General features: G+C 61.3%; 11 protein-coding genes. 9 read left to right on the top strand and 2 right to left on the bottom strand.

The window, feature by feature from the left end:
- Window positions 1-3 precede the first annotated feature (3 nt).
- From ACFPN2_RS13945 to ACFPN2_RS13915, 7 genes are read left to right on the top strand one after another with little or no spacing between them, the layout of a single operon-like run.
- Entirely contained in the window at window positions 4-1,164 is a 1,161-nt protein-coding gene (locus ACFPN2_RS13945) for a Tox-REase-5 domain-containing protein (protein WP_380597476.1), read from the top strand.
- Between the two features lie 56 nt (window positions 1,165-1,220).
- A complete protein-coding gene (locus ACFPN2_RS13940) occupies window positions 1,221-1,424 on the top strand; it encodes a hypothetical protein (RefSeq protein WP_380597475.1) in 204 nt (67 codons plus the stop codon).
- Complete coding sequence (locus ACFPN2_RS13935; RefSeq protein WP_380597473.1) at window positions 1,421-1,969, top strand: hypothetical protein; 549 nt, start codon at window positions 1,421-1,423, stop codon at window positions 1,967-1,969. Before ACFPN2_RS13940 ends, ACFPN2_RS13935 begins: the two co-directional genes overlap by 4 nt.
- A gap of 7 nt (window positions 1,970-1,976) precedes the next feature.
- Window positions 1,977-3,278: a CpaF family protein gene (locus tag ACFPN2_RS13930; protein ID WP_380597471.1), complete on the top strand. Its 1,302-nt coding sequence runs from the start codon at window positions 1,977-1,979 to the stop codon at window positions 3,276-3,278.
- A gap of 3 nt (window positions 3,279-3,281) precedes the next feature.
- A complete protein-coding gene (locus ACFPN2_RS13925; RefSeq protein WP_380597469.1) occupies window positions 3,282-4,130 on the top strand; it encodes a type II secretion system F family protein in 849 nt (282 codons plus the stop codon).
- A gap of 14 nt (window positions 4,131-4,144) precedes the next feature.
- Window positions 4,145-5,044, top strand: coding sequence for a type II secretion system F family protein (locus ACFPN2_RS13920; RefSeq protein ID WP_380597467.1), 900 nt, complete (start codon window positions 4,145-4,147; stop codon window positions 5,042-5,044).
- Between the two features lie 21 nt (window positions 5,045-5,065).
- The gene (locus ACFPN2_RS13915) at window positions 5,066-5,617 is read left to right on the top strand and encodes a DUF192 domain-containing protein (RefSeq protein ID WP_380597465.1); all 552 of its coding nucleotides are present in this window, start codon (window positions 5,066-5,068) and stop codon (window positions 5,615-5,617) included.
- Here ACFPN2_RS13915 and ACFPN2_RS13910 read toward each other — a convergent pair.
- On the bottom strand, window positions 5,547-7,550 hold the full coding sequence (locus tag ACFPN2_RS13910) for a C1 family peptidase (RefSeq protein WP_380597463.1): 2,004 nt from the start codon (window positions 7,548-7,550) through the stop codon (window positions 5,547-5,549). The genes ACFPN2_RS13915 and ACFPN2_RS13910 overlap by 71 nt on opposite strands.
- A 32-nt stretch (window positions 7,551-7,582) precedes the next feature.
- Entirely contained in the window at window positions 7,583-9,694 is a 2,112-nt protein-coding gene (locus tag ACFPN2_RS13905) for an ATP-dependent helicase (RefSeq protein WP_380597461.1), read from the bottom strand.
- A gap of 65 nt (window positions 9,695-9,759) precedes the next feature.
- Between ACFPN2_RS13905 and ACFPN2_RS13900 the strand changes: the two genes are divergently transcribed.
- Window positions 9,760-11,163 carry an alkaline phosphatase D family protein gene (locus ACFPN2_RS13900; RefSeq protein ID WP_380597459.1) on the top strand — a complete coding sequence of 468 codons (1,404 nt, stop codon included), beginning with the start codon at window positions 9,760-9,762 and terminating at the stop codon, window positions 11,161-11,163.
- Window positions 11,160-12,056 carry a hypothetical protein gene (locus ACFPN2_RS13895; protein ID WP_380597457.1) on the top strand — a complete coding sequence of 299 codons (897 nt, stop codon included), beginning with the start codon at window positions 11,160-11,162 and terminating at the stop codon, window positions 12,054-12,056. Before ACFPN2_RS13900 ends, ACFPN2_RS13895 begins: the two co-directional genes overlap by 4 nt.
- Window positions 12,057-12,177 lie beyond the last annotated feature (121 nt).

The raw sequence follows: 12,177 nt of genomic DNA, 5'->3' as shown, positions 1-12,177 counted from the left end.
TGAGTGAAGAACGCTAGCCGCATTGTTTCCATATGGTCCTCTAGCGGTACATGGTCAAGGTCCAACTTTGGCGCGTATCAGCAGCGGAGCCTAAACACTCTCGCGACCCTTGCAAAACTGGATGCCTCCTTTCAGACACTGACGGTAGTTGCCAAGGAGGCGCTATCACCAGCGCCCGATGAAGAGCATCCATCAGCAGAGCTAATTCGCAGATATGCGTTTGACGAGAATCACGCGGGCGACTATTTGAACTTGTTAGCTGAAGGAGGGCTGGGCAGCGAATCGCTTAGCCACAGCGGATTTGCGGTCTCTTATTGCGCTTACAAAGATGGCCAATCGGTTCTGCCACCGAATACTGGTGGCGCGTACTTGCGGCTCCGTGGAGACTCAATTTCAACTGAACCTGATGCTGGGACTGTCATGGAGTTGCCTGCTGGCGACGCTCGAACCCCAGCTCGCTTTCGCCAGCTGTTAGGGACACTCATCCAAACTTGGGAATGTAGGATCGGCGGGATAGCGCTCTACGACTATGAGCGTGCAGTAAAAGGCCAGAGCCGGAATTCTTACGCCGGCCAATGGCTCTTCTACCTCCCCTTTCCGCACCTATCGAAATGCCTCCCCCCCGACATCCGCCACGAACCCTTCGCCAACGGCATCCTGATAGAAACAACCCCTCACATGCCCGACGCGAACAATCCTTCCGACGTAGCCGCCGGTAAACGAGTGAGGGACGTCCTGGACGAATTCGGGCTGGTCAACGATGCGACGTATGCAATTGAAGGCTGGCCGCCGGATCAGGAAGAAACGATCTACGAGCAGTACATCACCGGCGCGCCGGCGAATCGAAAGTACACCGTTCACTGCATCAACTTCGACGGCTACGACGCGGACCGCAAAGTACTGCTCTACGCCAAACTATTCCGGCGCCTCAAGAGACACCCAAAGGAATGGGGCCTGAGAAACTGGGACGGCCCAGTCTTAAACGAAGCGAAGCGACAAGTGAGAGCCGCAGCGAAAGCGGGCGGCGTGCCGATTGAGTGGCACATTGGATTGGAAGAGCCGGCGCACCAGGTACGTGCACTGCTCGCCGACTACACCGACATCACGGAACAGCAACTCCGAGTAATCCACACCCCGCTGGAAGAAGCACTCACCAAACCCTGACGAAAACCAAGGCAAGGAACGCCAATGACCCCCACCCGCAAAGGAATGCAAAACCCATGAGCCCCTATCTGCTCGGCAATCTCATCGGCCGCTTCGTACTCTCGTACGCCCTCATTTGGCTGGTGATGTTTCTAACGCTGGCAAGGCTGAACTGGCGGGACGCATTCAGGCGAACCCATCACTGGAGCGGCCTGGTAGCAACCACGACGACCTTTCTCATCGGCCTCATAGCCGCGCAATCGAACGAGGCCGGACCATGAAGTACGCAGCGCTGCTCATCGCATGCCTGTGCGCAATCCAGTCGAAAGATGTCACCGCGGCAACCAGGGTCGGTCGTCCAATGATCATTCATCGTTTGTCTGTCATGAACCTCGAAATCTGGACCGAGCAGGATCCAGAGTGGGAAACCAGTCTGAAGCAAAGTGCCACCGCGCTGACCTTCAGCGCCGAAACGCCCGCGCTGGCGTACCCGCCGGCGCACATGAGCTGGACGATAGCGCCGCGAATGAAGTTCCAGGACGGCGAGCTCGAGGATGCGGCACGAGGCGTGCTGTATCAGATGGCACTCAACTATCGCACGCTGCCACCTGAGCAACTCATCGAGGCGCAGTACGGAGAATTAACGGGATACGAAGCGACCTTCCAGGCGGAGCCGCGGAACGTCCCCGTCGACGTGCACGTATTCTTCGGTCATCGCGAGGGAATGCCGATGGTGGTGATGCAGGTGGTGACATTGAGAGGAAAGTTGGCGCACCTCGCTGAGCACGTCCGCCGCTCGTGGACGCATCTGCGTTATCTCGAGTGAGCGCACGATGACTACACCGCACGCCGAACTGTCAGCAGCCCTCAAGGAACAGTTGCAGCCACTGGTCCTGCGCGAGCTGGATCTATTCCGGCGCACAGCGCTGAACATGCTCGCCGATACAGACCTACGCGCCGAGGCGAAGCAAGCGATTGAAACCATCCTCGCATCCGGCGCAGTACGGCTGCCCGCCAGCATCGACGTCAGCAGCTTCGTCCAGGAGATGACGGCCGAGATCATGGGTTACGGCCCCATCGAGCCGTACCTGCACGACGACAACATCAGCGAAGTCATGGTGAACGGCCCCAATCAAATCTACGTGGAACGCGACGGTCTGCTCTCCGCCGTTCCCGCACGCTTCATCAGCAATGAATCCTTGATGCGTGTGATCGAACGCATCGTGGCGCCGCTGGGTCGTCGCATCGATGAAGGGGTGCCCATGGTCGACGGACGATTGCCCGATGGCTCACGAGTCAACGCGATCATTCCGCCGCTGTCGTTGATCGGGCCGATCCTGACCATCCGTCGGTTCGCGGGCCAGCGCTATTCCATGGTCAAGCTGGTGGATATCGGCGCGCTGACCGCATCGATGGCCGAGTTCCTGAAGATTTGCGTGCAGTACCGGAAGAACATCATCGTGTCCGGCGGCACGGGCAGCGGCAAGACGACATTTCTCAATGCGCTATCGGAGCACATTGCCAGCAACGAGCGCATTGTGACCATTGAAGATGCCGCCGAGCTGCGGCTCGCGCAACCGCACGTCATCTCGCTCGAAGCGCGACCTGCAAATGTCGAAGGTCGTGGCGAAGTCACGATTCGGGATCTGGTGCGGAATGCACTACGCATGCGACCCGATCGAATCATCGTCGGCGAATGCCGCGGTGGCGAAGCGCTCGACATGCTGCAGGCGATGAACACAGGCCACGACGGTTCGCTCACAACCGGGCACGCGAACTCGCCGCGAGACCTGTTATCGCGTCTGGAAGTAATGGTGCTGATGGCCGGGATGGAATTGCCAGTGCGTGCGATCCGGGAGCAGATCGCATCGGCGGTCGACATCATCGTGCAGCTCTCTCGATTCAGCGATGGTCGCCGGCGGGTCACGGCGATCGTTGCGGTCGAAGGGTTGGAAGGGGATGTGATTCTCACGCAGCCGTTGTTCAACTTTCGACAGAGAGGCATCGGGCCGCGAGGCGCCGTGGTCGGGAGCTATCAAGGATGCGGTCAGCCGCCGGCGTTTTATGAAGCGCTGGATGAGGCGGGCGTGCGCCTGGATCGAAGCATCTTCTCCGACGCTCGATCGGAGCAATGAAGCATGGACCCGCTCGCTCACACACCGCTGGTGCCAATCCTCTGTACGGCCGTCGCCGCGATCCTACTGGCGACGCTGCTCCTCCGAGCCGCGCTCAGTTACCGCCGCTCTTTCATCGCCGGCATCGGCGCAAGCTTGAAACAAAGCTTTGTGCTAACGAATCCACGATCGCTGTTCGCGGTCAGTGCAGCCATGACTGTGGTCGCAGGCTCGCTCGCCTACGTCTCGATAGGACCCACCGGGTGGGTCGCCGCGACGATCGCAAGTCTCACCGGCCCATGGCTGCTTGCGAAGCGCATCGCCACTCAGCGGCGCAAGCGCTTCGTCTACCAACTCCCCGACGCACTACTCGCTCTCAGCTCCGCGTTGCGAGCCGGCTGCAATCTCGCTCGCGGTCTGGAGCTGATGGCCGCGCGCCAACCTGCGCCGCTGAGTCAGGAATTCAACATCGTGCTCGCTGAGCAGCGGGTCGGACGGCCGCTGCACGAATCGCTCGACGATCTGCGCCAGCGAGTCGGTGCGTCCGAGTTGGATCTGATGAACACGGCAATGAACGTTTCGCGTCGTGTGGGCGGCAATCTCGCCGACACGCTCGAATCTCTCGCGCGGACCTTGCAAGACAAAGCACACATGGAGGGCAAGATCGACGCCTTGACCTCGATGGGCCGGGCACAAGGCTGGGTGGTCGGCCTGCTGCCCGTCTTCATTGGTTTCGTGCTTTATCAGCAGCAACCGGCGCGCATGAGCCTGCTGTTCACGCAGTGGTATGGCTGGGTCGTGCTGTCGATCGTGGCGACGATGATGACCATCGCCGTGTGGATGATCCGCAAGATCGTGCGCATCGATGTGTAGAGGCGTGATCCACCATGAGCATGTACGTGGCAATGATGTTGGCCGGGCTGAGCTGCTGTCTGGTTCTACTGCTGCCGATAGCGTTGCGCACTGGCAAGGAGCCATCGGCGAGTCGCGACGAGGCCTGGCGCGATCGGCTCCCTTGGTTTCTGCGAGTCCTTCGACCTGCCATGCGCTGGTACAGCGAGGCCGTCGACGCGTCGTTGACCACCCAGCGTCGTGAAGTGATCCAAGAACAGCTCGACGCGGCGGGCGCCGCCTATCTGATCAATCCAGCTGAGTTCATCATTATCCGCCGCGTTGCGGGGGTAGTCGGCGTGATGGCCGCTGTCATCGCCATAGTGGGCTTCAACCTGCGAGACCCACTGTACCTCACCATTGCAGTCGGCCTCGTCCCGCTGTCGTTTCTCTATCCCGATCTGCGGCTGCGCGAAGTCACCAAGCGGCGGCAGGCGCGCTTCGAAAAGGACTTCCCCTTCTTGCTCGACGTGCTGGTGCTGGCGATGAAGGCCGGTCTGAACTTCATTGCCGCTTTGGAACAAGCGGTCGGCTCCCTCCGTGAGGGACCGGTGAAGCAGGAGTTCTCTCGCTACTTGCGTGAATCTCGTGCAGGCCTGTCACGCCGGGCGGCGCTCGACCGGCTCGCCGCCCGAGTCATGTTGCCATCGGTGACCAACTTCGCTGCCGCCGTGTCACAGGCCGAGCAGACCGGAGGCTCACTCGGTGACGTGCTGGCGGATCAAGCGCGTCAACGTCGACAGGAACGATTCCTACGCGCCGAGAAGCTGGCGAACCAGGCACCCGTGAAGATGTTGTTTCCATTGATCGCGCTGCTGTTTCCCACCACGTTCATCGTCATCGGCTTTCCGATCGCGATTCAGCTGCTGGAGGCGGGCGCGCTCAGCTTGTTTTGATCGAGGAGGGCAAGGAAGCTCATGAGAACGCTGGAACTACGCACGGCCGACGGGCGATGCGTCGCGCATCACGTGCATATGGCGTGTTCGTTTCGTTCACGTTGCATCGGATTGTTACGTCGCCGAAGCATCCCGGAGCAGGAAGGCCTGCTGCTCGTGCCGGGCGGCAGCGTTCACACGCTCGGCATGCGGTTCAACATCGACGTCGTGTTCCTCAATCGTCAGATGCGAGTGTTGGGAGTGGCGGAAAACGTCGCGCCGTGGCGCATCGTGATTGCGCCGAAGGACACGACGCGTGTTCTGGAGCTGGCGGCCGGCAAGATCGCGACGACGCGAATCACGGCCGGCATCTATTTGATCGTGGATCAAGCCTCGGAAGATCCCAGCGAGCGACCGACGATCAAGCCGGGAGCCAGGCACACGCCGTGTGAGCGAGCGCCCTTGCAGTTTTCGTTGCGGTTGCCGCTGGACCGGCGCTGTATGAACGCCGGTCCAGCAGAAATCAGAAGCCCGCAGCCTTGTCGGCCCGCACGCGACGCTCGCGTAGCGACGAAGCCGAGCGTTGAAAGCTGATGCTCTCAGTCTTGCCCACACCGTCGCCCAGAATCCGGCGCAACGTCGCACGCACGGTGGCGCTGTCGTCGTCGAAATCGCCGTGATGGAGCGAGGTCGACGCGTCGATGGAGTTGAGTGGCTTGTTGTTCGGCGAGATCACCAAGCTGGCATTGTCGCCTTTGAACAAGGCCATCAGCTCCGCGTCCTTACGCAGAAACTTCTCCATGCCGAGGATGGGCACGCCGTCGCGGAACAGCGGAATGCGGGGCTTGTCCTCGAAGGCATGCGAGACCAGATAGAGCAGCGACTTGTGATAGATGTTGGCGCAGTTGTCGTCCTGCTCGGACTTATCCGACAGCGCGAACAACGCAAACCGCTTGATCCGCTTCTTCTTGATCGCCGGTAGGTAGTGCTGCTTGAACAGTTCGACCGTGCAGGCCGGTGCCCAAAGCGTGCACGACTCCACGTCGATGCCGGCTTCATTCAGCGCAGTGACCAGCGGGGCGTGGAAAATGCTGCCCGCACTGTGACCGACCAGATGAATCTTCGGCACTTGCTGGGCCGGCAACTTCTCGATCAACCGCTTGAGATGACCGACCACGGCACGCGCGCCGCCCTTGGTGTTCTGCGTCGCGCCGAGCGCGTTCTCTTTCATCTCATCCCACGCCGCCTTACCCGAGAGCACACGAGCCAGCGGTTCGAGCGCGTCATCGAGCCGATCGAGCATGAAGTCCTTCGCGGCATCGAGCGCGCCTTCCGGCCGGCGACGACTGAAGGCGTCATCGAGGACGTTCTTCACCGTGGTCCAGTAGTCGCTGTGCCAGATGAAGGTGAAGGGATAGATGCCCGATGAAAGCATCGTCGGGCGGTAATCGGCCAATCGCTGAACCGCCGAGTTCTCACTCACCAGGCCGCCGTGCGCGTAGAGCATGATGTGCTTGTAGCCAGCGCTGTCGATGGCTTTCGGCAGCTCGCTCTTGAACAGCTGCGCGACCTCTTCCGGTGAAGTGCCGTAGTTGCCGCCGGCTTTGAACTCGCCGTTGTTGCCGAGGCTGATGATGTGAGGTCGCAGATCCGGATACGAATACGCGGCCGACTGACCTGCCGATGCTGAATGAGCGACTGCAGTCGAACTGCTCCTCTTCAATTCGATTGGCGCGCCGAGCCGTGCGACCCACACGTCGGTCGCGTTCTGCAGCCAATCGTCGTAGCTGATGCACGCGAAACCCTGGTAGCCCCACTCCTCGCCCCACGAGTTCTGAATCCAGAAACCGTGCTTGTCGTAGCCGACGATGGCAAAGGCGTGAGCGCCGATGACCGTCTCGGAATATTCGATCAGGCCGTTGTCGCCGCATTGAGGCCAACCCTGATGCACGTTCGACGTGGCGAACAACACGCCGACCTCGGCGATCGCGGAGTGCATGGCGACCAGGTCTTTGTGATTCACGCGGTAGTACGCGCCAAGCGGACGGCGCAGAGCGTCGGTGGTGCGTGCGTCGTTCAGGCCGGTCAGCAATTGGCCCTTCTTGCTCTCGCTGGCCGCCGAAGGCCAGAGCGTTTCCGAACACACGCCATGCTTGTGCCAGCCTTTCATCGCGCCACGCGCGCTCGACCCTGAATAGTTTTCGCCGGGCCATTCGTCGTAGCGCTTGGCGAGCTCGTACAACATCCGCGCACTACAGGGATTGCAGTCGCTCACCACTTTGCGCGTGGTCAGCAAATAATTCACGACGGTCGCGAGGCCGTAGCCGGTGCACGCGCCTTCGGAGCCTTGATTGAGGATGGGAATGCGGAACTCGCGATAGCGTTCCAGTTCGCGTTCGGTGGGCACTTCGATCAGCGTCGGGACATACATCTTGTCCCGGAAATCGAGCGTGTCGCGGCGGACGTCGAAGGTTCTGGTTTTCGCGCGCTTGCTGCCAGCCGCAGCGCGGGCCGTGCGCTTCGCCATAGATGGACCTTGTGTTGTTATGGAAAGAGGAGTCAATCCCACATTGCGCGTAGCGCGGCGGCGGCGTCAATTCGTACTTTGGTATCAGACGCCTTGTTATTCAGCGTTTGAGGCGTCGCCGGCCACGCGCGTTGTTCGAAACATTGCATGAGTCGATCGTTAAAGAAACGGCTGCGCGCCCCATACACATGAGCGTCGCCAGTGCGGCTTTGCTGAGTGATGTAGTACTTCAGGGGCGCGACCAGATGCAGGTCGTGCTTGGCGCGCGTCATCGCCACATATAACAAGCGCCGTTCTTCTTCGATCAAGTCGGGCCGGCCGGTCGCATGCTCGTTGGGAAAGTTGCCGTCCGCCACGTTCAACACATACACCGAGTCCCATTCCTGACCCTTGGCCGAATGAATGGTCGAGAGGATCAGATAGTCCTCATCGCGCGCCGGATCGCCGGCGAGATCGCTGGTGACCTGCGGCGGATCCAGCGTCAGCTCGGTAATGAACTGTTCCCGTGACGTGTACTGACCCGCCAGCCGTTCGAGCTGCTCGATATCTCCGATGCGCACGCGCGCGGCGTCGTAGATGCGCTCGAGCTGGGGCTCGTACCATTTACGGAGCCGGCTCAGCTGACCGATCCATTCGCGCGCCTGGGACAGATCGTTGACCAGCTCGACCAGGCCCGCCCAATCCTGCTCAGCCGCCGAAGGCATGCGATAGGAAGCCAGTGTCGGCCACGCATGGCCGCTGGCTTCAAACACTTTCAGACAACGATCGGCCACGGCAGGGCCGACGCCGCTCAACAATTGCAGCACGCGAAAGCCGGCGATTCGATTGCGTGGATTATCGGCCCAGCGTAATAGCGCCAGTACATCCTTGACGTGCGCCGCTTCGAGGAATTTCAGGCCGCCATATTTGGTGTAGGGAATGTTTCGCCGGATCAGTTCCAGCTCGAGCATGTCGCCGTGATGTGAATTGCGCATCAATACCGCTTGCCGGCGCAGCGCGACGCCTTGTTCGCGCGCGGCCAGGATCTGTTCGACGATGTAGAGGGCCTGAGCCTTGTCGTCCTGAACCGAGACATAAAAAGGACGGCGGGACGAGTCGCGTCCCGAGCGCAGCTCCTTTTGGTACTGCCGCGGGCTGTCGCTCATCAACGTGTTGGACGCATCGAGAATGGGCTGGATGGAGCGATAGTTCTGCTCCAGCTTGATGATCTCGGCGGCCGGGATGAACCGCGCCGGGAACTCGAGGATGTTGTCGATCGTCGCGGCCCGAAACGAGTAAATGGCCTGCGCATCGTCACCGACGACGCAGACCCCCGCGCCGTGCGGCTTCATGGCCAGTACGGTCTCGGCCTGCAGCGCATTCGTGTCTTGATACTCGTCGATCAGCACATGCGAGAAGCGGGCTCCGATGGCTTGTGCGAGCTCCGATTCCTGAACGAGCAGATGCCAGTAGAGCAGCAGGTCGTCGTAATCGAGCAGCTGCTGTGAATGCTTGAGCTCGACATAACGGCGAAACAGTTTCGTGAGATCGTCGCCCCACTCGGCGCACCAGGGAAACACGTCTTGCAGCGTTTTCGCGAGCGGGGCTCGGCTGTTCACCTTGTGTGAGTAGATCGCAAGACAGGTGTCCTTGCGCGGGAAGCGCTTCTCTTTCTTGGCGAAGCCCAGTTCCTGGCGGACCACGTCGAGCAAGTCGGCGGCGTCGCCTCGATCCATGACCGAGAACGACGGCTCGAGCCCGACGACGTGCGCGTACTCGCGGATCAGTCGATTGCCGATGGAGTGGAACGTGCCCGACCAGAGCAGGCGAGCGGCATTGATATGAATGGCGCCGGCGCGCGGAGAATTGCCCAATGCTTCAGTGGCAATCCGTTCCGCCCGCCGGAGCATTTCTTGAGCGGCACGACGCGTGAACGTGAGCAGCAGAATGCGCTCGGGCGCCACGCCTTCGAGCAACAAGTGCGCGACTCGATGGGCGAGCGTATTGGTCTTGCCTGTACCGGCGCCGGCGATGATCAATAAGGGACCTGCGGCGAATCCGTCCGCCGAGTGCGCGCCATAGAGAGCCGCCCGCCGTTGAGCGGCGTTCAGGGTTTCTCCAAAGGTGGGCGTGGACGCGGGGGCGGTGCTGGCTGCGATACTCATCGCGGCTATAATGGCGCAAAACTGTATATAACGACAGAGCTGACTGACCGCCGAAACATCGCGCCATGCTCTACTTGCTGCCACATCTGGTCACCCAGCACAGCGCTCGGCTCTGGCTGTGCGCGCGGGGTGTCGATAAAGCGCAGCTGGGCTCGATCTCCTTGCGAGTAAACGGCATCGATGTGCCTGTGCCGGTGAAAGACTGGCAGGGTTTCCCGCCAAAGAGTTCCGCTGCCTGGCAGCCGACCGGCGCCATGCCGCTGCACTATCAGTTCATCGACAAAGGCGCGCTGAAATCGGATCGCGTGTACGAGGCCAGCGCGAGTCTCAATGACAGCGAGCCGGTGCAAGCGCGCTTCGAGACGTTGCCGGAGCAGCTGGGCGACGAAACCAAACCGCTGCGAGTGTTGCTGTCGTCCTGTTACTTCACGGGCAATAAGCGCTCGCGTCTTGCCTCGTCATTGCTCTCGCAGCTCGATCGCAATGGACTGCGGCCGCACCTGCGGATCTGGGCGGGCGATCAAGTGTATCTGGACGCGCCCTGGTACGAATTCGCGATCGAATCTCACAGCGTCGCCGAACTGGAGCGGCGTCACTCCGCGACCTATGCACGCACCTGGTTTGCCGAGCAGGGACTGAACACGATTCTGGCGCAAGGCGCGAACGTGTTCTGCACCGATGATCACGAGCTATGGAACAACGCGCCTCATCCCAGCGCGACCGCTCGCGACACGAGCGATTCCACCAAGCGCAAGGCATGGCAGGCGATGGCTCGCGCGCTCGGACAAACGTTTCAAGGCGATACTGCCAACGGTCAGCGCTTTCGCGTGCCGCCGCTGGATTTCTTCGTGCTCGATACACGGGTGAATCGCGGCGAGTGTTGCGAACGTTTGTTTTCCGATACGCAGTGGCGGCAGCTTCGAGCCTGGGCCGCGGAGCCGCAAGGTTTGGGCGTGCTGGTGCTGGGCCAGCCGATTTTCGAGAGCGCCTCGAAACGTCGGGGCAACTTCGGCGACTACCGTCTCGCGGACTACGAGCGCGACTATGTAGAGTTGATGGACCTGCTGGGACGTTCGGCGCGTAGCACGACGGTGCTGACTGGCGATCTGCATTTCAGTCGCATCGCCTGGTCGTCGTTCCCTGCGGGGAGCACGTCGAGCAACGAACGTCGAGTGACTGAATTGATCAGCTCGCCATTGTCGCTGGTCGCAGGCGGGCAATTGCTGTCGTTGTTCGGCGGTTGGGTCGCGGCACCGGCGAAGGCGAGTTTGCCGGCCCGGCATTCGTTCAGCGGCACAACGCTGCATACCGAGGACGCGCTGCGCTCCTCGGACGAAGGCACGATGTTGCTGGAGTTCTATCGACGCGGGCAGCGAGTGTTCTGCACCGTCTCGCAGTGGCGGCTGGACGAGCTCGATGCCAGCCGTCCGTCGTTTCGTCAGGAATATTTCTTAGGGACCCGCTCATGAATCTTTCCGGACTGCGCCGTTCCGACGTTGCCCATGGCAATCCTCGGCTGATCGAGACGCCGGCGGACGCGGCCCCTCAGGGCGAAGTGGCGAACTTCGCCTGGCTGAGCTCGACGGGATATCGCGATGGGGTGGTGCTGCTCGGCGGCAGCTCCATCGTCGATTTTCGGATGCGGGTGGCGCAGTCGGAGTTGCGGCAGGATTTGTTGCCGAGCTTCTGGTCGACCTGCGGCCTGCTCATCGACGGCGATGTGTTGATGACCGCGCGTGTCGATGCGATCAGCAACAGCAGTGCTCGAGTGGAGCGGAACGGGCTGGAAGCGGTGAAGCTGGATGCCGAATCGCGCTATGGCGATTCGATGTTCTATCCAAACATCGCGGTGCTGCAGTTCACGGAGGCGCACGCCGCCATCAAGGAACACGTCGCTCGCATCGGCCAGGAAAGAAACATCGTCGACTTGCTGGCGCAGATCGTCGCGTGGCTGGGCTATTGCTGGGCGGTCGGCGATCGTGGCAATCCATTGATGCAGGGGCATGGCATTCCGTCCGCGACGCTTTTGGAGCGGGCGCACGGTCTGGCCAACATCGATCTCAGCCCCGGGCTGCCGTCGGCCTCGAGTTGTCCCGAGGCGATTTGGCAGGCGGCGCGCTGGTGGTACGAGGCGTACGACCGCGCCGAGCCGTCGTCGAAGGCGTTCACGCCGCGAGGCGCTTATCTCATTCGCCAGCCGGCCGCCGCGGCGCTGGGCATCCGCGACGACGTGCAAGGCGATCAGATCGTGCGCACGACCAGGAATGACGATTTGTTTGAAGGCCTGCGCCGGCGCACCGACGTTGAATCGTCTCAGCCGCGCGCGACGGGTAAACGCCGCTCCACCGCCAAGAAGAAGTAGCCGCGATCGACGGGCACGCGCCGCTTCGCATCCAAGAAGAAGCCTGATCGACGGGCACGCGCCCGCTCCGCATCCACTAGCCGCGATCAGGTGCAGTCGTTCTCGCCCGAGAACGGCGCGC

Source organism: Steroidobacter flavus, assembly GCF_042651805.1.
GTDB classification, from domain to species: Bacteria; Pseudomonadota; Gammaproteobacteria; order Steroidobacterales; family Steroidobacteraceae; genus Steroidobacter; species Steroidobacter flavus.
The sequence above is the reverse complement of the archived record's forward strand: the minus strand, read 5'-3'. Positions and strand labels throughout refer to the sequence as shown.

Excerpts from the sequence above, each read along its gene's own strand:
- ACFPN2_RS13940 (WP_380597475.1), top strand. The coding sequence starts at position 1,221 with ATGAGCCCCTATCTGCTCGGCAATCTCATCGGCCGCTTCGTACTCTCG.
- ACFPN2_RS13935 (WP_380597473.1), top strand. The coding sequence starts at position 1,421 with ATGAAGTACGCAGCGCTGCTCATCGCATGCCTGTGCGCAATCCAGTCG.
- ACFPN2_RS13930 (WP_380597471.1), top strand. The coding sequence starts at position 1,977 with ATGACTACACCGCACGCCGAACTGTCAGCAGCCCTCAAGGAACAGTTG.
- ACFPN2_RS13925 (WP_380597469.1), top strand. The coding sequence starts at position 3,282 with ATGGACCCGCTCGCTCACACACCGCTGGTGCCAATCCTCTGTACGGCC.
- ACFPN2_RS13920 (WP_380597467.1), top strand. The coding sequence starts at position 4,145 with ATGAGCATGTACGTGGCAATGATGTTGGCCGGGCTGAGCTGCTGTCTG.
- ACFPN2_RS13915 (WP_380597465.1), top strand. The coding sequence starts at position 5,066 with ATGAGAACGCTGGAACTACGCACGGCCGACGGGCGATGCGTCGCGCAT.
- ACFPN2_RS13910 (WP_380597463.1), bottom strand. The coding sequence starts at position 7,550 with ATGGCGAAGCGCACGGCCCGCGCTGCGGCTGGCAGCAAGCGCGCGAAA.
- ACFPN2_RS13905 (WP_380597461.1), bottom strand. The coding sequence starts at position 9,694 with ATGAGTATCGCAGCCAGCACCGCCCCCGCGTCCACGCCCACCTTTGGA.
- ACFPN2_RS13900 (WP_380597459.1), top strand. The coding sequence starts at position 9,760 with ATGCTCTACTTGCTGCCACATCTGGTCACCCAGCACAGCGCTCGGCTC.
- ACFPN2_RS13895 (WP_380597457.1), top strand. The coding sequence starts at position 11,160 with ATGAATCTTTCCGGACTGCGCCGTTCCGACGTTGCCCATGGCAATCCT.